This window comes from Nonomuraea sp. NPDC049504 (assembly GCF_040676845.1).
Lineage (GTDB): Bacteria > Actinomycetota > Actinomycetes > Streptosporangiales > Streptosporangiaceae > Nonomuraea > Nonomuraea salmonea.
Genome location: NZ_JBFAPT010000001.1, coordinates 297,785 through 322,848 on the forward strand (window position 1 = coordinate 297,785; position 25,064 = coordinate 322,848).

The following is a 25,064-nucleotide window of genomic DNA, read 5'->3' on the forward strand; positions in this document are numbered from 1 at the left end:
ATGCGGGGATGTCGGCGGTCCTCGCCGCGAGGTAGGTTCGGTCGGGTGAGCGCATTCAACGACATACGCGACTATGTGGCCATCCCCCGAGTTCTCTCGCTCAAGCTGTCCCCCGACGGGTCCAGGCTGATCTCCGCCGTGCAGTCTCTGAACCCCGACGGCAAGTCGTACGGCACCGCGCTCTGGGCGATTCCCGTGGACGGGGAGCCGTACCGGCTGACCCGCTCGGCCAAGGGCGAATCGGCCGCCGTCTTCACCGCGGCCGGAGACGTGCTGTTCACCTCCGCCCGCCCCGACCCGACCGTCAAGGACGCCACCGACGAGGTGCCCGCCCTGTGGCTGCTGCCGCGCGCCGGCGGCGAGGCCCGCCAGGTGGCGAGCAGGGCCGGCGGCATCGGCGCCGTGCGCACGGCGGGCGACGTGGTGGTCTTCTCCGCCGACGTGCTCGACGGCGAGGAGTCGGCCGACGCCGACAAGCGCAAGGCCCGCAAGGACGCCGGGATCAGCGCCATCCTGCACGAGCAGTTCCCGGTCCGCTACTGGGACCACGACCTCGGCCCGGGCCGGCCCCGGCTGTTCGCCGCGCGGCTCGGCGCCGACCGGCTGGAGGACGTCCGCGACCTGACGCCCGACGCCGGCGACGCGCTGCGGCAGGGCACGTTCGAGCTGACCCCCGACGGCGCCTCAGTGATCACCACGTGGCAGGTCTACCTGCCCAAGGGTGAGTCGCGTACGGACCTGGTGGTCATCGACGTGGCCACCGGCGAACGCCGCGTGCTGCTCAGCGAGGACGGCCACGACTTCGGCGGCCCGCTGGCCGTCTCGCCCGACGGCACGCGGCTGGCCTGCGCCCGCGACCGCAGGACCGGCTACGACGTCTCCGCGCGCAGCACGCTGTGGATCGCCGACCTCGCCACCGGGCAGGGCCGCGAGTACGCGCCCGACGCGTTCCCCACCGACGTCCAGTGGGCCCCCGACTCCTCGGCCGTCTACCTGGTCGCCGACCACCAGGGCCGCCGCCCGGTCTTCCGCGTCCCGCTCGACGGCGAGGTCACCAGGCTCACCGGGGACGACGCCGCGTACCTGCACGTCAACCCGTCACCCGACGGCCGCTTCGTCTACGCCCTGCACAGCGGCGTCGCACTCGCCCCCGGGCCGGCCAGGATCGACGCCGTCACCGGCGAGGTCACCGACCTGCCGTCGCCCGCACCGCGCCCCGAGGTGCCCGGCACGCTCGCCGAGGTCACCGCCACCGCCGACGACGGCGCCACCGTCCGCGGCTGGCTCGCCGTGCCCGAGACCGCCTCCGCCGCCGACCCGGCCCCGCTCGTGCTGTTCGTGCACGGCGGCCCGCTCGGCTCCTGGAACGACTGGCAGTGGCGCTGGCAGTCGTGGATCCTCGCTCAGCAGGGCTATGCGGTGCTCATGCCCGACCCGTGCATGTCCACCGGCTACGGCCAGGAGATGATCGACCGCGGCTGGGGCAACTGGGGCCCGCGCACCCAGGCCGACCTCGACGCGATCGTGGACGCCACCCTGGAGAGGGACGACATCGACGCCGAGCGCACGGCCGCGATGGGCGGCTCGTACGGCGGCTACATGGCCAACTGGCTCGCCGGCCACACCGACCGCTACAAGGCCATCGTCACCCACGCCTCGCTGTGGAACCTCGACCAGTTCGCCGGCACCACCGACGCCGCGATGTACTGGCAGCGCGAGTTCGGCGAGCCGGGCGGCGAGCGCTACCAGCTGCTGTCGCCGCACAACTCCGTCGACAAGATCACCACCCCGATGCTCGTCATCCACGGCGACAAGGACTACCGGGTGCCGATCGGGGAGGCGCTGCGGCTGTGGTGGGACCTGCGCCGCACGGAGGTCGACGCGAAGTTCCTGTACTTCCCGGACGAGAACCACTGGATCCTCAAGCCCGGCAACATCGTCGCCTGGTACGAGACCGTGCTCGCCTTCCTCGGCCACCATGTGCTCGGCCAGGAGTGGAAGCGCCCGGAGTCGGTGGCCTGATGACGGACTTCCTGAGGCTCGCCGAGGACATCGCCCGCGAGGCCGGCGACATGCTGCTCGCCAAGCGGCCCACGATGTCCCGCGAGATCGAGACCAAGTCAAGCCCCACCGACGTGGTCACCACCTTGGACAAGGCGTCGGAGGCGCTCATCCGCGAGCGCATCCTGGCCGCCAGGCCCGACGACCGCATCCTCGGCGAGGAGCAGGGCGAGGCGCCGGGCGAGGGCGACGTGCGCTGGATCGTCGACCCGATCGACGGCACCGTCAACTTCCTGTACGGCCTGCCCGATTGGGCGGTGTCGATCGCCGTCGAGGTGGCGGGCAAGGTCGTGGCCGGCGTCGTCAACGTGCCGCAGCGCGGCGAGGTCTACACCGCGGCGCTCGGCGAGGGCTCATGGCTCGGCGCCGAGCGGCTGCGCTGCAACACCGGCGTGCCGCTGTCGCAGGCGCTGGTCGCCACCGGGTTCGGCTACGCCAAGGCACGCCGCGAGAGCCAGGGCGAGGTCGTGGCCAAGGTGCTGCCGCGGGTGCGCGACATCCGGCGCGGCGGCTCGTGCGCCATCGACATCTGCTCGCTGGCGGCGGGCCGGGTCGACGCCTACTACGAGCGCGGCGTCAACCAGTGGGACTTCGCGGCGGCCGGGCTGGTGGCCACCGAGTCGGGCGCCAGGCTCGGCGGGCTGCACGGCCGGCCGGTCAGCTCGGAGTTCGCGCTGTGCGCGGCTCCCGGCCTGTTCGAGGAGCTGCACGACCTCCTTGTGTCACTGGATCCGCTGCGCGGAGCCTGAGTGCGTCAGGTGCGAAACGGCCGGAGCGTGGCTCCGGCCGTTTGGCGTCTCGCTAGCGGGGCAACGGTATGCCGTGATCGTCGGCCAGGCGGCGCAGGTCCTCGATCTCGGCGGTGAGGGTGTCGGCGAGGTAGTCGTCGCCGACGCTGCGGGCCTCCCGCAGGCCCTTGTAAGCCTGGTCGAGGCGGTGTTCGATCGTGGTCGTGAACTCGCCCATCTCACCTACTCTCCGGGGGTTCGATCCGTCCAAGGGCGAAGTCTCCCCATTGCCGGATGAAGCCTGGGCAATGGGTGTCCCGACGGCATACCCCGGCTTGTCGCCCTCCGAAACATGAATTTCGCCAAGCCTCGGTAAGCCGCGCCCGCCCGGGGGCCTCCGGCCGGTCCCAGGTGGCCGGAACATGCCTTACCGTGCGCTTATCGAGGTTGTGGCCAGAATGAGTGACCAGAATCGGAGAGAGGTGTACCGGGCGTGCGCGTGCTGGTGGTTGAGGATGAGCGGGTGCTGGCCGACGCGATCGCGACGGGGTTGCGGCGCGAGGCCATGGCGGTCGACGTCGCCTACGACGGCGGCGGGGCTCTGGAGCGTACCTCCTACATCGACTACGACGTGATCGTGCTGGACCGTGACCTGCCCGTCGTGCACGGTGACGAGGTGTGCCGCAGGCTGGTCGAGCAGCGGACGGCCTCCCGCATCCTCATGCTGACCGCCTCGGGCGACGTGGACGACAAGGTGGAGGGCCTCGGCCTGGGCGCCGACGACTACCTGGCCAAGCCGTTCGTGTTCATCGAGCTGGTGGCCAGGGTGCGGGCGCTCGGCCGGCGCTCGGCCCCCGCGCTGCCGCCCGTGCTGCAGCGCGCCGGCATCAGGCTCGACCCGGGCAAGCGGCTGGTGGAGCGCGACGGCAGGGAGGTCGTGCTGACCAAGAAGGAGTTCGCGGTGCTCGAAGAGCTGATGCGGGCCGACGGCGCCGTGGTCAGCCAGGAGGACCTGCTGGACAAGGCATGGGACGAGAACATCGATCCCTTCACGAACGTGGTCCGGGTGACCATGATGACGCTGCGGAAGAAGCTGGGCGAGCCTCAGGTGATCGAGACCGTGCCCGGGGTTGGGTACAAGTTGTGACGGACAGGCCAGAGCGCGAAGCGGGCCCGACGCATCCGATGATCAGCCCGCACTCGGAACGCAAGGCGACGCGCGTCCAGGAGACGCCGCCGCCCCCGGCGGGACCACCGGTGTGGGACGGCCCTCCGCCGCCCGCGCGGCAGCTCACCCAGCGCTCCACCATGGAACGTGTGAAGGAGCTTCCCGGCAAGGTCAGCATCCGCTGGCGCCTGACGCTCACCTACGGCGCGCTCGTGTTCGGCGCCGCCGTGGCGCTGCTGCTGTCCATGTACGCCATTGTCGGGGCGTCCATCGGCAACGAATGGCCGACACTGGACACGCGGGGCATCAACCCCATCGACGCGGCGATCGCCCAGAACCAGTGGCTGCAGGCCAAAGAGGCGACCGTGCACAACGCCCGCGGCGAGTTGCTGCAGAGCGCGGTGATGGCCCTGTTCGGGGTCGGCATCCTGGCGCTGATCATCGGCTACTTCGTGGCCGACAGGGCCATGCGGCCGGTCGCCAGGATGACGGCGACGGCGCGCAAGCTGTCGGAGAGCACGCTGGCCCATCAGCGCATCGCGCTCGAGGGCCCCAACGACGAGCTGAAGGAGCTGGCCGACACCTTCGACGCCATGCTCACCCGGCTCAACGTCGCCTTCGACACCCAGCGAAGATTCGTCGCCAACGCCTCGCACGAATTGCGCACTCCGCTCACCATCAACAGGACGGTCCTGGAGATCGCGCTTTCCGATCCGGCGGCCTCCGAGGACCTCAAAGCGCTCGGGCGTACCCTCCTTGAGGTCAACGCGCGTAACGAGAAGCTCATCGAAGGGCTGCTGCTGCTCGCCAGGAGCGAACGCGAACTCGCCGTGCGCAAACCGCTGGACGTGAAGGAGGTCGCGCAGACGGCGGTCGAACAGGTCGCGCCGTTCGCCGCCGAACACGGTGTGACCGTCACCACCGAACTGGTCAGCGCGCCTACCGTGGGCGATCCGGTGCTCCTGGAGCGGTCGGTGAGCAACCTGCTGGAGAACGCGGTGAAGTACAACATTCCCGAAAGCGGAAAAGTCTGGATCCGTACGGGAATGGCGGACGGTGCCTTGGTTGTTCAGGTGGCCAACACGGGGCAGCACGTCCCGGCGTACGAGGTCAACAGCCTGTTCGAGCCGTTCAGGAGGCTTCATGCGGATCGGGTGGATTCGGCCAAGGGAGCGGGGCTCGGGCTGTCCATCGTGCGCGCGGTCGTGCAGGCCCACGGTGGGAATGTGGCCGCTGTGCCACGTGATGGCGGGGGGCTCGTGGTGACCATTAGGCTGCCGCCGCGCTGACGTGGTGACGTTCTGACGTGTTCGTCCGCGTGTTGTCGCATGGGGGCGTCTCGTTCTCGCCGCACATGTGGTTGGATGTGCCGTCGAACACGGTGGTGCATGACGCCAAGGCTGTGGGTTTCGCCATATTTGGCTAACCATTGCCGACGGCAGCAGGCCCTGACGTGTTGGGAGGTTCGTGGTCCGTTTCCTCGGGGTACCGATGGGAAATCTCCCCGACGGAACGGGCACAAGATGGGCTTCCCGGACGTTAGAAGACGCGCGATGAGCGCGAACACATATGGATGAGGGGGATGGAGTAAGCACAATGGCTACCGACTACGACAGCCCGCGCAAGACAGACGACGACCTGGGTGAAGACAGCCTCCAGGAACTCCAGGCGCGGCGCACCGACAAGTCGTCCGGCAGCATCGACATCGATGAGACCGACCTGGCGGAGTCGCTCGAACTGCCCGGTGCCGATCTGTCGAACGAAGAGCTCTCCCTGCGGGTGATCCCCCGTCAGGCCGACGAGTTCACCTGCTCGCGCTGCTTCCTGGTGCACCACCGCAGCCAGCTGGCCTCCGAGAAGAACGGCCAGCAGGTCTGCCGGGAGTGCGCCGCCTGATCACTGGAGCGAACGAGCCCGGGGTAGAGGGACCGAAGACGACCAAAGCCCACGATCCCGAGCGATCGCGACATGAATTACGGAGGCATCGCGTGGCCGAACCGGAGAAAGACCGCCAAGCGGGCAGTGAGGTCGCCGACCCCGATCGTGAGGTCGGCGAGCTCGTTGGCAAGCTCACCGCTCCGGGTGAGCTGGAGCCGGCCGAGCGGCGCAGGCTGCTCGGCCGACTCGCTCAGGCGCTGTCCGCCGGGGCGAAGCGGGCACGGGCCACCGGCGCGGGCCGGGGCCGCTGGCTGGCCGACGTCTTCCTCAACATCGCGCCGCGCATCCCGATCAGAGACCTGCACACCCTCGCCGAGCACCACCACGGCCTGACCGGCGAAGAGCTCGCCGACGACCTGGTGCGCACCGCTCAGAAGGCCACGATGACGGTCGGCGCCATCGGCGGAGCACTGGCCGCGGCCGAGTTCGCCGCGCCGCCCCTCCTGCTCTCCGCCCCCGCCCAGCTCGTCGCCGAGACCATCGTCGTCGCCGCCATCGAGGTCAAGCTGCTGGCCGAGCTGCACGAGGTCTACGGCGTCCACGTCCAGGGATCCGGCGCGCAGCGCGCCGTCGCCTTCACCGCCGCCTGGGCCAAGCAACGCGGCATCGACCCCCTCGCGCCCGCGTCCGTCTCCCTGGCGCTCGGAGCGGCCACCAAGACGGCCCTGCGCAACCGCCTCATGCGGACGCTCGGCCGCCACCTCACCACCTTCGGCCCCTTCCTGACCGGCGCCATCGCCGGCGGCGCGCTCAACCGCATGGCCACGAAGAAGCTCGGCGAGGTCATCCGCGCCGACCTGCGCGTCAAGGCCCCCGCCCCGGCCCAGCAGGCCGTCCAGGGAAAGCCGCGCGGCGAGCTCAGCGAGTAGGCCGCAGGCCGCTGAAGGCCATCATGAGCAGCGCGTCGGCCAGATCGTCGGCCGAGTCGCCGCGCGCCGGCTGATACCACTCGGTGATCGAGTTGACGGTGCCGAACAGCAGCCGCGTCACCAGCCCCGGATCGACGTCCGCCCTGATCCCGCCCTCCGCCACCGCCTCGCCGACCAGCCCGGTGATGAACCGGTCGAACTCCCGCCGCCGCTCCAGCGCCGCCTGCTCGGTGCCGCTGTTGCCGCGCACCCGCAGCAGCAGCGTCACGTACGGCAGGCGCTCGACGAGGATGCGCACGCTCTGCCTGACGACCCACTCCAGCCGGTCGATGGCCGCGCCCGTCGCGGCCCGCTCGTCGGTCACCATCGCCGACAGCCCGTCGAGCGCCCGGTCGAGCGCCCTGGCGAGCAGCTGCTCCTTGCCCGGCACGTGGTAGTAGATGGCCGACTTGGTCACGCCGAGCGCCTTGGCGAGGTCCTCCATGCTGGTGCCGTCGTAGCCGCGCTCGTTGAAGACGCCGACCGCGATCGACAGCACCGACTCGGGGTCGAGCCCGCGACCCCGCCTGCGCCGAGGTTCGGTGGCGGCCTCAATCATGACGCTCGTCGACGACGCGCTTCAGCTTGCCCACCGACCGCTCCAGCGTCTCCGGGTCCACCACCTCGACCTCGACGCTCACGCCCACGGTCTCCTTGACGGCGCTGCGCAGCGCCCGACCGGCTGCCTCGCGCCCCTCGCCGAACCCCGGCCGCGCCTCGACCCTGACCGTCATCACGTCGAGCCGCCCAGGACGGGTGAGGCGGAGCTGGAAGTGCGGCGACAGGCCCTCGACGCCGAGCACGACCTCCTCGATCTGGGTGGGGAACACGTTCACGCCACGCAGAATGATCATGTCGTCGGTACGCCCGGTCACCTTCCGCATCCGGCGGAACGCCGGCCGCGCGGTGCCGGGCAGCAGCCTGGTCAGGTCCCGGGTGCGGTAGCGGATGACCGGCATGGCCTCCTTGGTCAGCGTGGTGAAGACCAGCTCGCCCTCGTCGGCCGGCTCCCCGGTGAACGGATCGACGGTCTCGGGATAGAAGTGGTCCTCCCAGACGTGCAGGCCGTCCTTGGTCTCGACGCACTCGTTGGCCACGCCGGGGCCCATCACCTCCGACAGGCCGTAGACGTCCACGGCGTCGAGGTCGAAGGCGTCCTCGATCTCGGCGCGCATCTGCTCCGTCCACGGCTCGGCGCCGAAGATGCCGACCCGCAGCGACGTGGCGCGCGGATCGATGCCCTGGGCCCTGAACTCGTCCAGCAGCGCCAGCATGTACGACGGCGTCACCATGATCACATCAGGCTTGAAGTCGTCGATGAGCCGCACCTGCCGGGGCGTCATGCCGCCCGAGACCGGCACCACCGTGCAGCCCAGCCGCTCGGCCCCGTAATGGGCGCCGAGCCCGCCGGTGAACAGGCCGTAGCCGTAGGCCACGTGCACGATGTCGCCGGGCCGCCCGCCGGACGCGCGGATCGAGCGGGCCATCACCTCGGCCCACACGTCGAGGTCGCGCTTGGTGTAGCCGACCACGGTGGCCCGCCCGGTGGTGCCGCTGGAGGCGTGGATCCGCGCCACCTGCTCGCGGGGCACCGCGAACATGCCGAACGGGTAGCTCTCGCGCAGGTCCTCCTTCGTGGTGAAGGGGAACCTGGCCAGGTCGGCGAGCTCCTTGCAGTCATTGGGGTGCACGCCCGCCGCGTCGAACTTCTCCCGGTAGAGCGGGACGTTGCGGTAGGCGTGGTCGAGGGTGTGCCGCAGGCGCTCCAGCTGGAGCGCCGCCAGCTCGTCGCGGGAGACGCGCTCGATCGGGTCGAGCTCGTCGGGGGAGGGGGGTCGTCCCAGTCTCATGGCCGTCTCACTTCAGCTCCCGGCTCCGGCCGCGGAACTCCGCGACCACCTGACCGTCGGGCCTGCGCACGGTGACGTCGTAGATGCCGCTGCGGCCGTAGCGGGTGCGCTCCTCCGCCTCGGCGATCAGCACGTCACCCGCGCGGGCGGGGGAGACGAACGTGATCTCCGCCCCCGCCGCCACCGTGACCGGCCCATGACTGTTGCACGCGCCCGCGAACGCGGTGTCAGCCAGCAGGAACACGTAACCGCCGTGGCACAGGCCGTGGCCGTTGACCATCAGCTCGGTCACGGTCATCCGGCACACCGCCCGGCCGTCGCCCAGCTCCGTGGGCTCGATGCCGAGGGCGGCGGAGGCGGTGTCGGCGTCCATCATGCGACGCGCGCTCTCCACGAAGGTCTCCCTTGTCAACTGACCGAATGTTCGGTAAACCAATCACCGGCGGGACACGCCTGTCAAGAGCACGCCGCCGGGACTGCCGGCGCGCCGGTGGGAAGAGACTCCTAGGAGTGCGCGCACCGCCCCGGACCCCGGGACGGCGGCGCCCTGAGCGGGAGGAGACAGCGATGGCGAAGCCGTTCGCCTCGTCGGCGGACCTCGGCGAGAAGCGGCAGTCCCTGGAGATCCTGGCGGACGGCGTGTACGCGCTCACCGCCGAGGGCGACCCCAACGTGGGGGCCATCGAGGGCGAGGACTTCCTCGTCTGCTTCGAGGCCCTGGCCACGCCGGTGGCGGCCCGCCGGTGGCTGGCCCGGCTGCGCGAGCACACGGACAAGCCGATCCGCTACCTCGTGCTGTCGCACTACCACGCGGTCAGGGTGCTGGGCGCGTCCGCGTTCGGCGCCGAGGTGATCGTCACTCACGAGAAGACCCGCGAGCTCATCGCCGAGCGCGGCGCGCAGGACTGGGCCAGCGAGTACGCCAGGATGCCCCGCCTGTTCGAGGAGCCGGACTCGATCCCCGGCCTGACCTGGCCGACCGCCACGTTCAGCGACCGGTTCACGATCGACCTGGGCGGCGGGCGCGGCGACCTCGTGCTGCAGTACTGCGGGCGCGGTCACACCGAGGGCGACCTGGTGGCCTGGCTGCCCGAGCAGCGCGTGCTGTTCGCCGGCGACCTGGTGGAGTCGCAGGCCGCCCTCTACACCGGCGACGCCTTCCACCGCGACTGGGTCTCGACGACGCTCGACCGGGTGGCCGCGCTCGGCGCGCGCACGCTGGTCGGCGGCAGGGGCGCGGTGGCCGAGGGCGATGACGCCGTCGCGGCGGCCATCGGGCAGACCCGCGACTTCCTGACCGCCATGCTGCGCGAGGTCGGAGCCTCGGGGTCGGTGAAGGAGGCGTTCGAGCGCACACACCGCGCACTCGCCCCCCGCTACGGCTCCTGGCCCATCTTCGAGCACTGCCTGCCGTTCAACGTCTCCCGGCTGTGGGACGAGCTGCACGGCGTCGAGCGCCCGCGCATCTGGACCGCGGAGCGCGACCGCCAGGTCTGGGACGAACTCCAGTCATGAGCGCCGAGCCGCAGGTCATCGTCATAGGCGCGGGGCCGGTCGGGCAGAGTGCCGCGCTGTTGCTGGCCCGGTGGGGCGTTCAGGTGCTGGTGCTCGACCAGCGGCCAGGCCGGGGGTCCGGCGGGTCGAAGTCGATCTGCCAGCAGCGCGACGTGCTCGACATCTGGGCCGCCGCCGGCGCCGGGCAGGTGGCCGAGGAGGGGCTGGCCTGGACCACCGCCCGCACCTACTACCGCGACCGCGAGCTGCTGTCGTGGACGTTCGAGCGCGAGGGGCCGCTGCCGCCGTGCGTGAACATCTCCCAGACCCGCACCGAGCAGATACTCGACGCGGCCATCGCCGCCCAGCCACTCGTCGAGGTGCGCTGGGAGCACGAGGTCACCGACCTGACCCAGGACGACTCCGGCGTCACCGTGCACTGCGGGCAGCGGCGGCTGCGGGCGCCGTACGTGCTGGTCTGCGCCGGGGCGCGGGCGCAGGCGATCCGGGCGGCGCTCGGCGTGACGTTCACCGGGGAGACGTACGACGACCAGTTCCTGATCTGCGACATCAAGGCCGACCTGCCGGGCTGGGAGAACGAGCGCCGCTTCTACTTCGACCCCGTGTGGAACCCGGGGCGGCAGGTGCTCATCCACCCGTGTCCCGGGGGCACGTACCGGATCGACTGGCAGATCGCGCCCGATTTCATCCCCACCGACGCCGACATCGCGCGCAAGATCCGGCAGGTCATCGGGGACCGCCCGTACGAGTTGCTGTGGCACAGCACCTACCGCTTCCACGCGCGCCTGGCCTCGCGGATGCGGGTCGGGCGGGTGCTGCTGGCCGGTGACTGCGCCCACCTGGTGGCGCCGTTCGGGGCGCGCGGGCTCAACTCGGGGGTGCCGGACGCCGAGAACGCGGCGTGGAAGCTCGCCTTCGTGCTCAACGGGTGGGCGGGGGCGGGGCTGCTGGAGTCGTACCACGTGGAGCGGCACGCGGCGGCGGTGGAGAACCTGGAGGTGACCGGCGCCACCATGCGCTTCCTCGTGCCGCGCACGGTGGAGGAGCGCATGCGGCGGCGGGCCGTGCTGGAGGGCGGGCGGGTGGACGAGGTCGACTCGGGGCGTTTCGCCGAGCCCTTCTGGTACGTCGGCTCGCCCCTGACCACGCCCGAGCCCTCGCGCCCCTTCGCCGGCCGTCCACCGAAGGGCGCGGTGTGCCCGCCGTCACCCGGCGTGATCCTGCCTGACCTGGCCGTCCCGGGCGGCAGGTTGCGCGATATTACACGAGACGGCTTTCTCGTGCTATTGGGTGATATGTGCGATTCGAGTTTGTTTGTGCAGGTCTTGGGCAAGGTCATTACGGCGCCGCTCGCCGTTCGCGGGCTCGCGGAGATCGATGGGACTGGCTCGCTCGCTGAGAGGCTCGGCGCCGGGCCGGATGAGGCATGGCTCATCAGGCCCGACTCCCACATCGCCGCGATCCTCCCTCACGCGGGCCCGGAGTCGGTGGCGGCCGCTGTTGGCCGCGCGCTCGGCGGCTTTCCTGACATATGACCCATAGGAGGACTGCGTGACTGGCCGTAGCTCGTTCTTGATCGTCGCGAACCGATTGCCGGTGGACCGCACGATCGAACCCGACGGAACGGCCTCGTGGCGCAGGAGTCCTGGCGGGCTCGTCACCGCGATAGCTCCGGTGATGCAGCGCCGCCACGGAGCCTGGGCCGGCTGGCACGGGGCGCCCGACGAGAAGCTGGAGCCGTTCGAGCAGGACGGGATGAACCTCATCCCCGTCCCGCTGTCGGCCCGCGAGGTGGAGCTCTACTACGAGGGCTTCTCCAACGCCACCTTGTGGCCGCTCTACCACGACGTCGTGGCCACGCCCGTCTTCGACAGGGAGATGTGGGAGGCCTACCAGGTCGTCAACCAGCGCTTCGCCGAGGCCGCCGCGGAGGCGGCCGAGGAGGGCGCGGTCGTGTGGGTGCAGGACTACCAGCTCCAGCTCGTGCCCGCCATGCTGCGCCGCCTGCGTCCCGACCTGCGCATCGGGTTCTTCCTGCACATCCCCTTCCCGCCGACCGAGCTGTTCTGGCGCCTGCCGTGGCGCAAGGACCTCGTCGAAGGGCTGCTCGGGGCCGACCTGGTGGGCTTCCAGCTGCCCGGCGGCGCCTCGAACTTCCGCCGGCTGTGCCGCCGGCTGCTCGGGCTGCCGTACAAGGGGAACGAGATCTTCCTCGACGACCGGATCGTCACCACGCAGGCGTTCCCGATCTCGGTGGACTTCGCGCAGCTCGACGCGCTCGTCCGCGAGCCGCAGGTCGTGGCCAGGGCCAAGGAGATCAGGATCGAGCTCGGCGAGCCCGAGCACGTGCTGCTCGGCGTGGACCGGCTCGACTACACCAAGGGCATCGGCCAGCGCCTCGAAGGCTTCGGCGAGCTGCTCAAGGACGGGCGGCTGCGGCCGGGCGAGGCGGTGTTCGTGCAGATCGCGACGCCCAGCAGGGAGCGCGTGGACGAGTACCGCAGGCTGCGCGACGACATCGAGCTGCAGGTCGGGCGGATCAACGGCGAGCACGCCCAGCTCGGCTACCAGCCCATCTGGTATTTCCACCAGTCGTACAACCACGAGGAGCTGGCGGCGCTCTATCTCGCCGCCGACGTCATGGTCGTCACGCCCCTGCGCGACGGGATGAACCTGGTGGCCAAGGAGTACATCTCCTGCCACCACGACCTGCAGGGCGCGCTGGTGCTGAGCGAGTTCACCGGGGCGGCCGACGAGCTGCGGCAGTCGTACCTGGTGAACCCGTACGACGTGGAGGACATCAAGCGGCAGTTGCTGAACGCGATGCGGGCCACGCCGCACGAGCTGGCCCGGCGGATGCGGACGATGCGCCGCCGGGTCGCCACCTACGACGTGGACCGCTGGGCCAACGAGTTCCTCACTGCCCTGGAGTCACCTGCTTCAGCGACTTCCACGCGTCGTAGCGCTTCTTGGCGGTCCGGTTGACCACGATCTGCGCCACCGACATGCCCACCCCCATGACGACGGCGTAGCCGATCGCCTCGCCGAGGCTCACCTCAGGCGACTCGGTGTCGATGGGCGGCTCCTTGCCGGTCGTTTTCGTCCAGGCGAAACCCAGCACCTTGCGGGCCGCCCACGCCGTCACCAGACCCACGAGTCCGCCGATGACCCGCCAGGCGATATCTGGCTTCTCCTCCGCCATGTCGATCTCCCTTCCCCTTTGTAACGAACACTAGTCTCTACCGCTTGCCGGGCCTGCGAAGCCGTACCATAAGGAGGCATGACTCAACAGCGACTACGCCGTCCCTCCATGCCCCAAAAGCCGACTCTCGACGGCTTGGAGCAGGTATGGGTAGCTCGCTGGGAAGAAGAGGGCACCTACCGCTTCGACCGGTCTGCGGCGCGTGAGCACATCTACTCCATCGACACGCCGCCCCCCACCGTGTCGGGTTCGCTGCACATCGGCCACATCTTCTCCTACACCCACACCGACATCATGGCGCGCTACCAGCGCATGCTCGGCAAGTCGGTGTTCTACCCCCTCGGCTGGGACGACAACGGCCTGCCCACCGAGCGCCGCGTGCAGAACGTCTACGGCGTGCGCTGCGACCCCTCGCTGCCCTACGACCCCGACTTCGTGCCCCCGGACAAGCCCGGCAAGCGCGACATCTCCATTTCGCGGCGCAACTTCGTGGAGCTGTGCCACAAGCTCACCGCCATCGACGAGCAGGCATTCGAGGAGGTGTGGCAGCGCATCGGCCTGTCGGTCGACTGGTCGCTGCTCTACACCACCATCAGCGACGAGGCGCGGGCGGTCTCGCAGCGGGCGTTCCTGCGCAACCTGCTGCGCGGCGAGGCGTACCTCGCCGAGGCCCCGACCCTGTGGGACGTCACGTTCCGCACCGCGGTCGCCCAGGCCGAGCTGGAGGACAGGGAGTGGCCCGGCGCCTTCCACACCATCTCCTTCTACGGCGAGAAGGGCCCGGTCACCATCGAGACCACCAGGCCCGAGCTGATCCCGGCCTGCGTGGCGCTGGTCGCCCACCCCGACGACGAGCGCTACAAGGACCTGTTCGGCACCTCGGTGCTGACACCGCTGTTCGGCGTCGAGGTGCCGGTGCTGGCCCACCGCCTGGCCGAGCCCGACAAGGGCACCGGCATCGCGATGATCTGTACGTTCGGCGACATCACCGACGTCACCTGGTGGCGCGAGCTGCACCTGCCCACCAGGCCGGTCATCGGCTGGGACGGCCGGCTGCTGCCCGAGCCGCCCGAGGGCGTGGAGGCGGAGCCGTACAAGGAGCTGGCCGGCAAGACCGTCCACAGCGCCCGCGAGCGCATCGTGGAGATGCTGCGCGAGTCAGGCGACCTCGAGGGCGAGCCCAAGCCGATCAAGCGCCCGGTGAAGTTCTACGAGCGCGGCGACAAGCCCCTTGAGATCGTCACCACCCGCCAGTGGTACATCCGCAACGGCGGCCGCGACGAGGAGCTGCGGCAGCGGCTGCTCGCCCGCGGGCGCGAGCTCACCTGGCACCCGCCGCACATGCGGGTGCGCTACGACAACTGGGTCGAGGGGCTCACCAGCGACTGGCTGATCTCCCGCCAGCGCTTCTTCGGCGTGCCCTTCCCGGTGTGGTACCCGATCGACGAGTCGGGACAGCCCGTCCACGACGCGCCGATCCTGCCCACCGAGGACATGCTGCCCGTCGACCCGTCGTCCGACGTGCCGCCCGGCTACACCGAGGAGCAGCGCGGCGTGCCCGGCGGGTTCATGGCCGACCCCGACGTCATGGACACCTGGGCCACCTCGTCGCTCACCCCGCAGATCGCCGGCCGCTGGGGCAGCGACGACGACCTGTTCAAGCGGGTCTTCCCCGCCGACCTGCGGCCGCAGGCCCACGAGATCATCCGCACCTGGCTGTTCTCGACCGTGGTGCGCTCGCACTACGAGTTCGGCGAGCTGCCCTGGAGCGACGTCGCCATCTCGGGGTGGATCCTCGACCCCGACCGCAAGAAGATGTCCAAGTCCAAGGGCAACGTCGTCACCCCGCTCGACCTGCTGGACAAGCACGGCTCCGACGCGGTGCGCTACTGGGCCGCCAACGGCCGCTACGGCGTCGACACCGCCTTCGACCCCGGGCAGCTCAAGATCGGGCGGCGGCTGGCCATCAAGATCCTCAACGCCTCCAAGTTCGTGCTCGGGCTGGCCGGGAGCGACGGCGAGGTGACCGAGCCGCTCGACCTGTCGATGCTGGCGGCGCTGGCCGACACCGTGCGCGAGGCCACCGAGGCGTTCGACGCCTACGACCACACCAGGGCCATCGAGGCCGTCGAGCGCTTCTTCTGGGCGTTCTGCGACGACTACCTGGAGCTGGTCAAGGCGCGGGCGTACGAGTCCGGCCCCGCCGCCGCCTCGGCGCACGCGGCGCTGCGGCAGGCGCTCGACGTGCTGCTGCGGATGTTCGCGCCGTTCCTGCCGTTCGTCACCGAGGAGGTGTGGTCGTGGTGGCGCGACGGCTCCGTGCACCGCACCTCCTGGCCCGCCGCCCAGCGCGGCAGCGGCGACCCGGCGGTGCTGGCCGTCGCCTCCGACGTGCTCGGGCAGGTGCGCAAGGCCAAGTCGGAGGCCAAGCTGTCGATGCGGGCCGAGGTGTCGCGGCTGAACGTGTGGACGCCCGACGCCGGGCTGCTCGCGCAGGCGTCCGACGACGTGTGCGCGGCGGGCAACGTGGAGGAGTTCGTGCTGGAGCACGGTGAGCAGCTCAAGGTCGAGGTCGACCTGGTCTGATCAGTCTTCTTCCGGGGGTGGGTCCCTGGTGACGTCCCGGTGGACGGCGAGGAAGAGCGAGTAGGCCGCGCCGTCCGCCGGTGGCCGGCGGTCGCGGAAGTCGTCGATCACCTCGCGCAGCCGCCGCCACAGCTCCTCGCGGCCCTCCTCGGTCAGCCTGACCCCGAGCCTGGTGAACTCGCCGTCCGCGACGTCGACCAGCCGCACCTCCTCGAGGAACGCGCCGAGCATGGCCGCGTTGGCGCCGGTCACGCCGCTCTCGCGGACCTCCATCTCCCATGTCTTGCCGGTGGTGCGGTAGGGGATCTCCGTCGAGCCGCGCGGGCCCGGCCTGCGCGGCTCGGCGGCCAGGAAACCCGTTTCGACGAGCTTGCGTACGTGGTGCAGCGTGGTGGCGGGGTTCGCGCCCAGCCGGCCCGCGATCTCCTTGTTGGTCAGCGCCTGGTCGAGGCAGAGCCGCAGGATGCGCAGGCGGGTGGCCGAGGCCAGGGCGCGGGCCTCCGGCTCGGTGGCGGGGCGGCGTTGAGTGCCCATGGCAGGCCACTCTATTGCCACCCCTTCGTCCACCACCGCCCACCAAGCCCCGCACCCGCCCCGGGCCCTGCCCCCTGCGTCGCCCCTAGCGGTAGTCGCACACGCCCGTCGGGAAGATCTGCTTCAGCCGGGCGCGCTGGTCCGGAGTGGGGCGCCAGGAGCCGTACAGGCCCTTGGCGATCGCCCGGTCGACCGGCTGGAGACGGCACTTGTAGACGCCGCCCTCGATCGGGCCGCCCGCCACCGTGCGGGCGGTGCCGTAGAGGGGGAAGCGCTTGGTGCACGCCCCGGGGGCACGGCGGTCGAGGACGCCGTCCCAGACGTGCGGACCTGCGGCGATCTCGGTGCCGTCGGTGGCGAAGCAGCGGTCCACGGCCTGGGGCGGCTTGTTCTTGATCACGCCGCGCGCCGGATATTTCCGGATGTTGGCCATCCACGCGTCGATCACCTTGAGCGCCTCGGGCGTCTGGTCGAACTCGGGCCCGTCCGGACGCGCGTCCGTGAACCAGATGACCTGATTGCCCGCCTGCCCGTCGTGGTCCAGCATCCGCTTCCTGGAGGCGAACGACTGGTGCGCGTTGTGCATGTCCAGCTCCTCCTCCAGGTAGTGCCGCCAGTCGATCACCGGGATGTCGATGTCCCCGCCGAACACCAGCCCGCTGCGCAGCACGTTCCTGATCGCCACCGGGTCACCGGTGCGGCGCGGCGCGGGATCACCCTGGTGGGCGTTGCGGGCGCTCCACGGGTCGAGGTCGGCGGGGCAGGCCGAGGGCACGAACGGGCAGCCCTCCTGCACCATGTCCGCCGCCTCCTTCCACGAGCCCGCCTGCGCGTTGAGGTCAAGGAACTCCTCCGGCGTCAACACGCCGTCGGTGAGCGCCTCGAGCCCGTACTGGACGCCCACGTTGTCCCAGGTCGAGCGGGCGTAGCCGGTCTTGTCCACGCCGTACACCTTGCGCAGGTCGTCCCAGTGCGTCCACTGGACGGTGTCCTTGACGCCCGGCGGGTCCATGCGCTGCCACTCGGGGTCGTTGTTGGACGTCCACAGCGGGTTCATGGTGAGCGGGGTCAGGCCACGCCAGCCGTTCACGCACTCGTCGGAGCCGGGCCGCCCGGTGTACGGGTTCGCGACGGTGTCGCTCGCGTTCATGCCGATCAGCGCCGTGCGGTCGTCCCACTTGGCCCAGCGCGGATGCCGGTCCATGTAGCGTTCGAGCAGCTCGCAGTCGCCCACGTGGATGGTCTGGGTGACCATGTCCGGATAGGAGTACTGCGGGATGGCGGCGTCGATCACCCTCGTCCCGTGGTTCTGGCCGTAGATGTACTGCTGGATCGCGCCGCCCGACGCGCCCACGCCCACCGTGTAGAGCGGCTGGCCGTACCGCTCGATGAACCGCTCCTTGACCATCAGGGCCGTCTCGCCGCCCAGGATCAGGTTGTAGTGGGTGCTGGTGCGGGTGCCGGACGAGTACATGATCGCGTAGCCCTGGCCGAGCTGGTGCGCGTCGAGCGCGCCGCCGCCGATCGTCCCCTGGTCGTGGCCGATCGCCACGCCGCCGTCGAACCGGTAGACCGCGCGGCCGGTGTAGCCGTCCTCCAGCATCGCGATCGAGTAGAGGAAGCGGTTGATGACGCCACGCTCGCGGCGTACCACGAAGTCGACCGTCCGGCCGCCGGGCAGGGTGGTGGTCGCCATGTCGGCGGGCCGTTCCGCGGGCATCGGCTTGTACGTGCCGTCCGTCGAGCGGTAGAGGCGGTCGTTCACCGTCGGGGCGAAGCAGTCCCTGCTCCAGCCGCCCTCGACCCGCATGCCCTGGCCGTCCTGGTTGTCGGGCTTCGGGGGGCCGAGGCCGCTGCGTTCCGTCTTGCACAGGAACGGGTACTGGTGCTCGCCCGAGAAGATCGGCCCCTGGATGGGGTGGTTGTGTAATTCAATGCTCTTCCTGTGCCGGCCGGCGACCGCCGTGATCGTGTTCTCGCCCTCCCGCAGGCCCGTCACGAGTCCCGTACGTCCCTTGCCGCTGCGCTCGAACGCCTCCGTGACGTCCTCACCGTTCCGCAGCACCCTGGCCCTGGCGTCCCCGTCCACCCTGATCAGCGCATCACCCCCGCTGACCTGATCCGGCCGGCTGGACAGCACCTCCAGGGACAGCGGGACACGGGAGGCGGACGCGGGCGCGACGGGCGCGGCGACCAGAAAGGACGCCGCCATGACGAGGATCACCGGAGCCTTCATGGTCACGACGGTGACACGATCACCGCCCCTTGCACAGACCCGATGTCGCCGATGTGAGGGGACGGCAGTCCGCCATCGTGCGCGTCGTCCGCCACCGTCGGTCTCCGGGACCGCTGGATCGCTTCGCCGGATTACGCTGACAGCGCTCGTGGTCGCGGCGATATCCGCGCGCGTGACGGGCCCGGACATGCCAGTCTTGAACACGTGCTGTCCGACCGCCCAACCAAGCTCGTGCCGCCCGTGCTGGCCAGGATGGCCGCATGGTCCGGTTGCCTGATCCTCGTCGGCGTGGTCGTCTACTTCATCGTCCAGGTCATCGCCCGCCTCGCGTTCGTGGCGCTGCCCGTGGCGATCGCGCTCCTGCTGACCGCGCTGCTGTTCCCGCTCACCAAGAGCCTGCGCAGCGCCGGCATGCGGCCCATCTACGCCACCTGGATCACCATGCTGGTGGCGCTGGCCGTGCTCGTCGGCACGGGATGGCTGGTCGGCGCGCGGGCCGGCGAAGAGTTCCCCGGTCTCGTCAGCCAGGTCCAGGAGACCGCGAGGACCGTCCAGGAGTGGCTGATCACCGGGCCGCTCCACCTCGAAGAGGCGCAGATCACCGACTACGTCGACGAGATCGCCGCCATGGTCAACGAACAGCGCACCGCCATCACCGGCACCGTGCTGTCGGCCGGCGCGGTCGCCGTCGAGGTGCTCGCGTCCATCGTGCTGCTGCTGTTCGTGACGTTCTTCCTGCTCAAAGACGGTGACCGCATCTGGATGTGGTTCCTCAGGGCGTTCGGCGGGGTGGCACCCAGAGTCGACCGGGCCGGGCGGGCCGCCTGGACCACGCTCTCCCACTACGTCCAGGGCACCGTGGCGGTGGCCGCCGTCCACGGGCTCATCATGGGCATCGTGCTGGCCGGCATGGGTGTGCCGCTGTGGGCGCCGCTGGCCGTGCTCATCTTCTTCGCCAGCTTCATCCCCATCGTCGGCATCTTCTTCGCCGGCACCGTCGCCACCCTGGTCACGCTGGGCGCCAAAGGGCTCGTCTACGCGCTGATCTTCCTCGGCATCCTCGTCGTGGAGCAGCAGCTCGAAAACCACGTCCTGCAGCCGCTGATCGTGGGCCGGGCGCTGCACTTCCACCCGCTGGCGATCATCCTCGTCCTGTCGGTGGGCGGCGTCCTGGCCGGCATCGCCGGCGCCGCGGTGGCGGTCCCCGTGGCAGCCGTCATCTACCGGGCATTGCCAGAGCTCCGCCACAAACCCCCCGAGCTCCCCCCAGGCCACAACGACGCACCTTCACCCGCCCCACCCCCACCCACCGACGACACGACGGACACCCCCGACCACGGCGACGGCGAAGACCGCCGGAGCGACGAAGGAGACCGTCGTGGTGACGACGGAGGCGAGGGTGGCAGCCGCCGTGACAGCGGCGCTCACGGTCCCCGTGCCGCTGGTGACGGTGACGTTCGTGGTTCCGGTGCCGCTGGTGACGGTGACGCTCACGGTTCTGGTGCCGCTGGTGACGTCGGCGGTATGGCGGGCGGTGACGTGTCCAGGGCCGATACGGGGGCCGCTCCTTCGCGCCCATGATCCACCGGCGTGGGGGGCCGGTGATGCGGCGGTGGAGCGGGCGGGGGTCGGGTGGGATTCGGGTGCGGGTGGTACGGAGTAACCTCGTCACCCGTGACGCGTTCCTCCCTCACCACGCCGCCTCCCAACGCCGGACCGCCCGAGGCGATGCCGGGGGCGCCCGCGCCGGGCACCGTTCTGTCCTCCCACTACGGTCAGTGTTTCGGGTGCGGGGCCGAGCACCCCACGGGGTTGCATCTCAAGGCCAGGACGCCCGACGGCACGACGGTCGAGGCCGAGTTCACGGTGGGGGAGGCGCACCAGGGGGCGCCGAAGCTGGCGCACGGCGGAGTGCTGGCGACCGCGATGGACGAGGTCATCGGTATGTCCGTATACCTGTTCCGCAAGCCATATGTGACGGGACGGCTGGAGACCGACTACCTCCTCCCCGTTCCCGTGGGCACGACACTCCACCTGCGTGCCTGGTGCAACGGCATCGCGGGCAGGAAGGCGTACCTTGAGGCTGAGGGGCGCATCGGCGCCCCGGACGGACCGGTCGCCGTCCGCGCGGCAGCGCTGTTCATCGAGGTGAACATGGAACACTTCGCCAAGCACGGCGATCTGGCCGCCATCGAGGTCGAACATCCGGATTACGAGGTGAATCCTTGAGCAACACAGTAGAGGTCCTCATCCAGCGGCTCGACGAGGAGCTGCCGATGCCGTCGTACGCGCACGCGGGTGACGCCGGCGCCGACCTCTACGCGGTCGAGGACGTCGAGTTGCAGCCCGGCGAGCGGGCCGTGGTCGGCACGGGGGTGGCGATCGCGCTGCCCGACGGCTACGCGGCGTTCGTCCATCCGCGCTCCGGCCTTGCGGCCAAGCACGGGGTCACGCTGGTCAACGCGCCCGGCACGGTGGACGCCGGCTACCGGGGCGAGATCAGGGTGACGCTGATCAACACCGACGCCAAGGAGCCGTTCCGGCTGCGCCGGGGCGACCGGGTGGCGCAGCTCGTCGTGCAGCGCGTGGAACGGGCGGTCTTCTACGAGGTGGAGCGCCTGCCGGGGTCCGTACGCGGTGCGAACGGGTTCGGATCCACGGGGCGCTGACCGGTGCAGATCGAGCGGGCCCGAGCCATTGGGTCCGCGTGAGACGGACGTACAACGGGCCGGTGGGCCCGACGAGCAGGGAGAGTGAGGAACGTGTTCCGACGTCGTCGTCGTGAGCAGCCGGATCAGGCGGCCGAGCAGGAGGCTGCGGCGCCGATGCGGGAGTCCGGCCCGTGGGACGCCGACGAGCCCCACCCGGACAACGACCGCATCGACCTGGGCGGCCTGCGGTTGCCGCACAACCCCGACTTCGACGTGCGGCTGGCCTCCGTGGGGGACCAGCACGTCGGCGTGGTCGTCCTGTACGACGAGAGCTCGCTGCAGCTGCAGGCCCTGGCCGCGCCGCGCAGCTCGGGCCTGTGGGACGAGGTGCGGACCAAGCTGGCGAGCCAGGCGGGGGTGCTGCACGAGCAGGAGGGGCCGTTCGGCACGGAGCTGAGCGGCGAGATGCGGCTCGACGGTGACAGCAGGCCGGCCCGCTACATCGGCATCGACGGGCCCCGCTGGTTCCTGCTGGCGGTCATCTCGGGCAAGGCGGCCGTCGACGACGCGACGGCGGCCGCGTACCACGACTTCATCAAGGACGTCGTGGTCGTGCGGGGTGACGAGCCGATGGCGCGCGAGGAGCCGATCCCGCTGCGCCGGCCCAACGAGCCGGGCGGCGAGGCGGGCGAGGGGCCGCGGTTCAACCCGTTCAGGCGAGGACCGGAGATCAGCGAGATTCGCTGACGGCTGACATCACATAGGCTGAGGCATCATGAGTACGGCAGAGCCCCCGAAACGTGGGGGATTGCGCGGGTTCTTCAGCCGGCTGGCCTCCCCCCAGTCAGAGATCGAGGCCCGCGAGCTGCGGGAGGACGCCGACGAGGTCGGCGCCACCCCCATCGTCTCGTGTGGCGGCCGCCGCCGCTTCTGCGTGGCGGGTACGCTACGTACGGTGACACTGCGTCCGAGGGGCGGTGCTCCCGCTCTCGAGGCCGAGCTCTACGACGGGTCCGACGTCATCGACCTGGTCTGGCTCGGCCGCCGCAGGATCGCGGGCATCGAGCCGGGCCGCACGGTCAAGGCCGAGGGCCTGGTGAGCCTGCAGGACGGGCGCAAAGTGATGTTCAATCCGCGTTACGAGCTGCGCCCAGGGAGTTGATCAGGTGAGTGCCGAGGCGGAAGAGGTCGCCCACGACACGGTCGAAGCGGCGGTGCGGGCCCAGCTCGCGAAGGCGTTCGGCGGGGTCAGAGGCATCATCGAGGCGGCGGTGCCGACGGTCGCGTTCACGCTGACGTGGATCCTCAGCGAGGATCTGAAGCTGTCGCTCATCATCAGCATCTCGCTGTCGGTGGTGCTGCTGCTGGCGCGCGTGCTGCAGCGGTCGACGCCGCAGTTCGTGATCAACAGCTTGATCGGCATCGCGATCGGGGCGTTCTTCGCCAGCCGTACGGGCGACGCGAAGGATTATTTCCTGCCCGGCATCCTCTACAACGCCGGCTATGCGGTGGCGATGCTGATCTCGATCGTCGCCCGGTGGCCGGTCGTCGGGTTCCTGATCGGCTCGGTCACGGGTGACCCGACGGGCTGGCACAAGGATCCCGGCATCGTGCGGCTGTGCACGCGGCTGACCTGGCTGCTCATGCTGCCGTGCGCGGTCAGGGTGGCCGTGCAGGGGCCCGTCTACCTGTTCGGCGGCGGTGACGAGGCGGTCGCCGCGCTCGGCTTCGCCAAGATCGTCATGGGCTGGCCGTTGCAGGTGGCGGCGCTGGCGGCCATGCTCTGGATGCTCGGCCGCGGCCGCACCCCGGTCAAGCCCCCCGTAGCCCCCGCCTGACCCGCCCGAGCGCCCCGGCGACGGGGCCTTCGGTCCATTGCGGCCGAGGTCCCTCAGAAGGGTCGCGGCCGCGGCCTCAGGGAGTGGTCAGCGGTCGTCGTGGTCCGGGTCGAAGGCGGTGGGTTCGGCGGGGAGCGTGTAGCGGGCGCCGATGAGGTCGGCCACGCGCCGCCGCGTCGAGTCCGCGTCGGCCGCCTCGTCGCGTTCCAGCGCCGCCACCTCGTCGGCCAGCTCGGCGTCGCCGAGGCAGTCGCGGATCCACGTCGAGTAGTCCCCCCGCCGCAGGTGATGCAGCCACGTGTCGTGGTCCAGGCCCTCGGCCAGCTCCACGAACGTGTGCAGGTTCCTGGCCCGCAGCCGCATCCGCTGCTCGGGCCCGGTGAAGTAGAAGCTCTTGTCCTTCGACATGGTCCCGGCCGCGTACTTGCGCCGGTGCCGGGTGCGCTCCTGCCGGGCGGGGGCCAGCGTGAGCCGGCGGCCTGACTCGGTGCCGTCCAGCCACAGCGCGATGTCGCCGGGCCCGTCGGGAAGAGCGGGCGCGTCGAGGCCACGGGCGGTGGCGAACGCGGCGAGCGTGCTCTCCGGCTCCTTGCCGACCGCGATGGTGCCGTTGACCAGGCCAAGCGCGGCCGGGCTGAGCGCGTCGGGATGCACGGTGATCATCAGCACCGAGCCGAGGTCGCCGGGATGCTGCAGCGGCACGTGCCGGACCTCGGCGGGCATCAGGTGGTGCGCCTCGTCGAGCACGAGCCAGTGCGGATGCCCGAGCTTGGCGCGCAGCCCGGTGAGCCGGGGCAGCAGCTCTGCGAAGTACGCCGGCCGGTCGCGCAGCTGCAGCCCGATGAGGTTGATGACGACGCTGTGCCCGGGATGCTCCAGCACGTGGGCGACCTCGTCCACGGAGGGCACCCGGTCGGGGTCGCCGAGCACGGTCACGCCGGGATATTCGGCGTAGTCGCCCTCGGGGTCCACGATGACGCACTGGTAGCCGTCGCCGACGAGCCGTTCGAGCAGCGCGGTGGTGACCGTGGACTTGCCGCTGCCGGACGGCCCGGCGACCAGCAGGCCCAGCCCGTACGTCGGCAGCCGCACCTCGGCCCCTTCGTCGTGGCCGAGCAGGACGTGATGCCGGGCGAGCTCCAGCCCGTCGAGCTCGCCCGCCATGAGTTTCTCGGCCAGCTCGGCCACCCCGCGCCCGGCCGGGCCGTCGAGCGGCAGGTCGCAGGCGTCCCTGAGGGCGGGCAGCGCGTCGGCCACGGCGGCCCCGCACTCGGCGGCTCGCAGGAAGGCGTGGTCGTTCTCACCGTCGCCGACCGCGACCACGCTGTGCCGTGACAGGCCGAGCCGGTCGAGCGCCGCGCAGAGGCCGCTGGCCTTGTTGACGCCGGGCGGCAGCACCATGACGGCGCCCTTGTTGTAGATGACCTGCAACTCCAGGCCCAGCTCGCGGATGGCCTCCAGGACCTGTACGTCGTGCGGCTCGCGGGTGGCGACCAGCACCTGGCCGACGCCGAGCGGGCTGACGCCCGCGTCCCTGAGCCGCTGTGCCAGCTCGGGCGGCGGGGGCGGGGCCAGGGCGTCGCAGGTGCGCTGGTGCGGGTCGTACAGCAGCCCGCCGTTCTCGGCCACGATCAGGTCGAACAGGGCGGGGTGGGGGAAGACCGACAGCAGGTCGTCCAGCTCGCGGCCGGTGACCAGCAGCAGCTTGATCCCGGCCTTGGACAGGCGTTCGAGGGCCGCGATGGTGGCCTCCGCCACCTGGCCGCCCGAGGCGAGGGTCTCGTCGTAGTCGGTGGCCAGCACGTTGTAGCGCATGGCCCGGCACCTACCCGCTCAGGAGTAAAGATCT

24 protein-coding genes are annotated in these 25,064 nt (G+C 70.7%); 16 read left to right on the top strand and 8 right to left on the bottom strand.

Annotated elements, in window-relative coordinates; translation table 11 throughout:
- Together AB0K28_RS01320 and AB0K28_RS01325 are read left to right on the top strand one after the other, a co-directional pair.
- The gene (locus AB0K28_RS01320) at positions 1-2,022 is read left to right on the top strand and encodes a S9 family peptidase (protein ID WP_364363666.1); all 2,022 of its coding nucleotides are present in this window, start codon (positions 1-3) and stop codon (positions 2,020-2,022) included.
- Complete coding sequence (locus AB0K28_RS01325; RefSeq protein ID WP_345387408.1) at positions 2,022-2,810, top strand: inositol monophosphatase family protein; 789 nt, start codon at positions 2,022-2,024, stop codon at positions 2,808-2,810. The genes AB0K28_RS01320 and AB0K28_RS01325 overlap by 1 nt, the downstream gene beginning before the upstream one ends.
- A 52-nt stretch (positions 2,811-2,862) precedes the next feature.
- Here AB0K28_RS01325 and AB0K28_RS01330 read toward each other — a convergent pair whose 3' ends face one another.
- Positions 2,863-3,027, bottom strand: a complete 165-nt coding sequence (locus AB0K28_RS01330) for a hypothetical protein (protein WP_165974805.1) — start codon at positions 3,025-3,027, stop codon at positions 2,863-2,865.
- Between the two features lie 255 nt (positions 3,028-3,282).
- Here AB0K28_RS01330 and AB0K28_RS01335 point away from each other — a divergent pair, with 255 nt between their 5' ends.
- From AB0K28_RS01335 to AB0K28_RS01350, 4 genes are all read left to right on the top strand, one after another.
- A complete protein-coding gene (locus AB0K28_RS01335) occupies positions 3,283-3,936 on the top strand; it encodes a response regulator transcription factor (protein ID WP_345387406.1) in 654 nt (217 codons plus the stop codon).
- Entirely contained in the window at positions 3,933-5,246 is a 1,314-nt protein-coding gene (locus tag AB0K28_RS01340) for a HAMP domain-containing sensor histidine kinase (protein WP_364363670.1), read from the top strand. Before AB0K28_RS01335 ends, AB0K28_RS01340 begins: the two co-directional genes overlap by 4 nt.
- Positions 5,247-5,553: 307 nt before the next feature.
- On the top strand, positions 5,554-5,853 hold the full coding sequence (locus AB0K28_RS01345; protein ID WP_020542847.1) for a DUF4193 domain-containing protein: 300 nt from the start codon (positions 5,554-5,556) through the stop codon (positions 5,851-5,853).
- Positions 5,854-5,945: 92 nt separating this feature from the next.
- Positions 5,946-6,764, top strand: coding sequence for a hypothetical protein (locus tag AB0K28_RS01350; protein ID WP_364363673.1), 819 nt, complete (start codon positions 5,946-5,948; stop codon positions 6,762-6,764).
- Here the strand turns inward: AB0K28_RS01350 and AB0K28_RS01355 are convergent.
- The 3 genes from AB0K28_RS01355 to paaI are packed head-to-tail and all read right to left on the bottom strand — an operon-like array spanning position 6,754 to position 9,029.
- Positions 6,754-7,362 carry a TetR/AcrR family transcriptional regulator gene (locus AB0K28_RS01355; protein WP_364363676.1) on the bottom strand — a complete coding sequence of 203 codons (609 nt, stop codon included), beginning with the start codon at positions 7,360-7,362 and terminating at the stop codon, positions 6,754-6,756. The genes AB0K28_RS01350 and AB0K28_RS01355 overlap by 11 nt on opposite strands.
- A complete protein-coding gene (paaK, locus tag AB0K28_RS01360; protein ID WP_364363679.1) occupies positions 7,355-8,653 on the bottom strand; it encodes a phenylacetate--CoA ligase PaaK in 1,299 nt (432 codons plus the stop codon). The genes AB0K28_RS01355 and paaK overlap by 8 nt, the downstream gene beginning before the upstream one ends.
- A 7-nt stretch (positions 8,654-8,660) precedes the next feature.
- Positions 8,661-9,029, bottom strand: coding sequence for a hydroxyphenylacetyl-CoA thioesterase PaaI (gene paaI / locus AB0K28_RS01365; protein ID WP_364364492.1), 369 nt, complete (start codon positions 9,027-9,029; stop codon positions 8,661-8,663).
- Positions 9,030-9,220: 191 nt separating this feature from the next.
- On the opposite strand from paaI, the gene AB0K28_RS01370 reads away from it, so the two are divergent.
- The 3 genes from AB0K28_RS01370 to AB0K28_RS01380 are packed head-to-tail and all read left to right on the top strand — an operon-like array spanning position 9,221 to position 13,153.
- Positions 9,221-10,168 (top strand): MBL fold metallo-hydrolase, encoded by a 948-nt coding sequence (locus AB0K28_RS01370; protein WP_364363682.1) that lies wholly within the window; start codon positions 9,221-9,223, stop codon positions 10,166-10,168.
- A complete protein-coding gene (locus tag AB0K28_RS01375) occupies positions 10,165-11,703 on the top strand; it encodes an FAD-dependent oxidoreductase (protein WP_364363685.1) in 1,539 nt (512 codons plus the stop codon). Before AB0K28_RS01370 ends, AB0K28_RS01375 begins: the two co-directional genes overlap by 4 nt.
- 16 nt (positions 11,704-11,719) lie before the next feature.
- Positions 11,720-13,153: a trehalose-6-phosphate synthase gene (locus AB0K28_RS01380; RefSeq protein ID WP_345387392.1), complete on the top strand. Its 1,434-nt coding sequence runs from the start codon at positions 11,720-11,722 to the stop codon at positions 13,151-13,153.
- On the opposite strand, the gene AB0K28_RS01385 is transcribed toward AB0K28_RS01380, so the two are convergent.
- Positions 13,086-13,370, bottom strand: a complete 285-nt coding sequence (locus AB0K28_RS01385) for a DUF4235 domain-containing protein (protein WP_345387390.1) — start codon at positions 13,368-13,370, stop codon at positions 13,086-13,088. The genes AB0K28_RS01380 and AB0K28_RS01385 overlap by 68 nt on opposite strands.
- 78 nt (positions 13,371-13,448) lie before the next feature.
- Here AB0K28_RS01385 and valS point away from each other — a divergent pair, with 78 nt between their 5' ends.
- On the top strand, positions 13,449-15,956 hold the full coding sequence (gene valS / locus AB0K28_RS01390; RefSeq protein WP_364363689.1) for a valine--tRNA ligase: 2,508 nt from the start codon (positions 13,449-13,451) through the stop codon (positions 15,954-15,956).
- Here the strand turns inward: valS and AB0K28_RS01395 are convergent, their stop codons facing one another.
- The gene (locus AB0K28_RS01395) at positions 15,957-16,490 is read right to left on the bottom strand and encodes a winged helix-turn-helix domain-containing protein (protein WP_345387388.1); all 534 of its coding nucleotides are present in this window, start codon (positions 16,488-16,490) and stop codon (positions 15,957-15,959) included. It abuts the gene before it with no gap.
- Positions 16,491-16,575: 85 nt separating this feature from the next.
- Positions 16,576-18,726: a DUF6351 family protein gene (locus AB0K28_RS01400; protein ID WP_364363693.1), complete on the bottom strand. Its 2,151-nt coding sequence runs from the start codon at positions 18,724-18,726 to the stop codon at positions 16,576-16,578.
- Positions 18,727-18,930: 204 nt separating this feature from the next.
- Between AB0K28_RS01400 and AB0K28_RS01405 the strand changes: the two genes are divergently transcribed.
- The 6 genes from AB0K28_RS01405 (at position 18,931) to AB0K28_RS01430 (ending at position 23,215) form a co-directional block, all read left to right on the top strand.
- Positions 18,931-20,307, top strand: a complete 1,377-nt coding sequence (locus AB0K28_RS01405) for an AI-2E family transporter (protein ID WP_364363696.1) — start codon at positions 18,931-18,933, stop codon at positions 20,305-20,307.
- A 93-nt stretch (positions 20,308-20,400) separates the two neighbouring features.
- The gene (locus AB0K28_RS01410; RefSeq protein WP_364363699.1) at positions 20,401-20,955 is read left to right on the top strand and encodes a PaaI family thioesterase; all 555 of its coding nucleotides are present in this window, start codon (positions 20,401-20,403) and stop codon (positions 20,953-20,955) included.
- Positions 20,952-21,395 carry a dUTP diphosphatase gene (dut, locus tag AB0K28_RS01415; protein WP_364363702.1) on the top strand — a complete coding sequence of 148 codons (444 nt, stop codon included), beginning with the start codon at positions 20,952-20,954 and terminating at the stop codon, positions 21,393-21,395. Before AB0K28_RS01410 ends, dut begins: the two co-directional genes overlap by 4 nt.
- Before the next feature lie 93 nt (positions 21,396-21,488).
- Entirely contained in the window at positions 21,489-22,124 is a 636-nt protein-coding gene (locus AB0K28_RS01420; protein WP_364363705.1) for a DUF3710 domain-containing protein, read from the top strand.
- Positions 22,125-22,152: 28 nt separating this feature from the next.
- Complete coding sequence (locus AB0K28_RS01425; RefSeq protein ID WP_355413502.1) at positions 22,153-22,539, top strand: OB-fold nucleic acid binding domain-containing protein; 387 nt, start codon at positions 22,153-22,155, stop codon at positions 22,537-22,539.
- 4 nt (positions 22,540-22,543) lie between these two features.
- The gene (locus AB0K28_RS01430) at positions 22,544-23,215 is read left to right on the top strand and encodes a DUF3159 domain-containing protein (RefSeq protein ID WP_364363708.1); all 672 of its coding nucleotides are present in this window, start codon (positions 22,544-22,546) and stop codon (positions 23,213-23,215) included.
- A gap of 87 nt (positions 23,216-23,302) precedes the next feature.
- On the opposite strand, the gene AB0K28_RS01435 is transcribed toward AB0K28_RS01430, so the two are convergent.
- Positions 23,303-25,030 (bottom strand): HAD-IIB family hydrolase, encoded by a 1,728-nt coding sequence (locus AB0K28_RS01435; protein ID WP_364363711.1) that lies wholly within the window; start codon positions 25,028-25,030, stop codon positions 23,303-23,305.
- Positions 25,031-25,064: the final 34 nt, after the last annotated feature.

Excerpts from the sequence above, each read along its gene's own strand:
- AB0K28_RS01320 (WP_364363666.1), top strand. The coding sequence starts at position 1 with ATGCGGGGATGTCGGCGGTCCTCGCCGCGAGGTAGGTTCGGTCGGGTG.
- AB0K28_RS01325 (WP_345387408.1), top strand. The coding sequence starts at position 2,022 with ATGACGGACTTCCTGAGGCTCGCCGAGGACATCGCCCGCGAGGCCGGC.
- AB0K28_RS01330 (WP_165974805.1), bottom strand. The coding sequence starts at position 3,027 with ATGGGCGAGTTCACGACCACGATCGAACACCGCCTCGACCAGGCTTAC.
- AB0K28_RS01345 (WP_020542847.1), top strand. The coding sequence starts at position 5,554 with ATGGCTACCGACTACGACAGCCCGCGCAAGACAGACGACGACCTGGGT.
- AB0K28_RS01355 (WP_364363676.1), bottom strand. The coding sequence starts at position 7,362 with ATGATTGAGGCCGCCACCGAACCTCGGCGCAGGCGGGGTCGCGGGCTC.
- paaK (WP_364363679.1), bottom strand. The coding sequence starts at position 8,653 with ATGAGACTGGGACGACCCCCCTCCCCCGACGAGCTCGACCCGATCGAG.
- paaI (WP_364364492.1), bottom strand. The coding sequence starts at position 9,029 with ATGATGGACGCCGACACCGCCTCCGCCGCCCTCGGCATCGAGCCCACG.
- AB0K28_RS01370 (WP_364363682.1), top strand. The coding sequence starts at position 9,221 with ATGGCGAAGCCGTTCGCCTCGTCGGCGGACCTCGGCGAGAAGCGGCAG.
- AB0K28_RS01375 (WP_364363685.1), top strand. The coding sequence starts at position 10,165 with ATGAGCGCCGAGCCGCAGGTCATCGTCATAGGCGCGGGGCCGGTCGGG.
- AB0K28_RS01385 (WP_345387390.1), bottom strand. The coding sequence starts at position 13,370 with ATGGCGGAGGAGAAGCCAGATATCGCCTGGCGGGTCATCGGCGGACTC.
- valS (WP_364363689.1), top strand. The coding sequence starts at position 13,449 with ATGACTCAACAGCGACTACGCCGTCCCTCCATGCCCCAAAAGCCGACT.
- AB0K28_RS01395 (WP_345387388.1), bottom strand. The coding sequence starts at position 16,490 with ATGGGCACTCAACGCCGCCCCGCCACCGAGCCGGAGGCCCGCGCCCTG.
- AB0K28_RS01400 (WP_364363693.1), bottom strand. The coding sequence starts at position 18,726 with ATGAAGGCTCCGGTGATCCTCGTCATGGCGGCGTCCTTTCTGGTCGCC.
- AB0K28_RS01425 (WP_355413502.1), top strand. The coding sequence starts at position 22,153 with ATGAGTACGGCAGAGCCCCCGAAACGTGGGGGATTGCGCGGGTTCTTC.
- AB0K28_RS01435 (WP_364363711.1), bottom strand. The coding sequence starts at position 25,030 with ATGCGCTACAACGTGCTGGCCACCGACTACGACGAGACCCTCGCCTCG.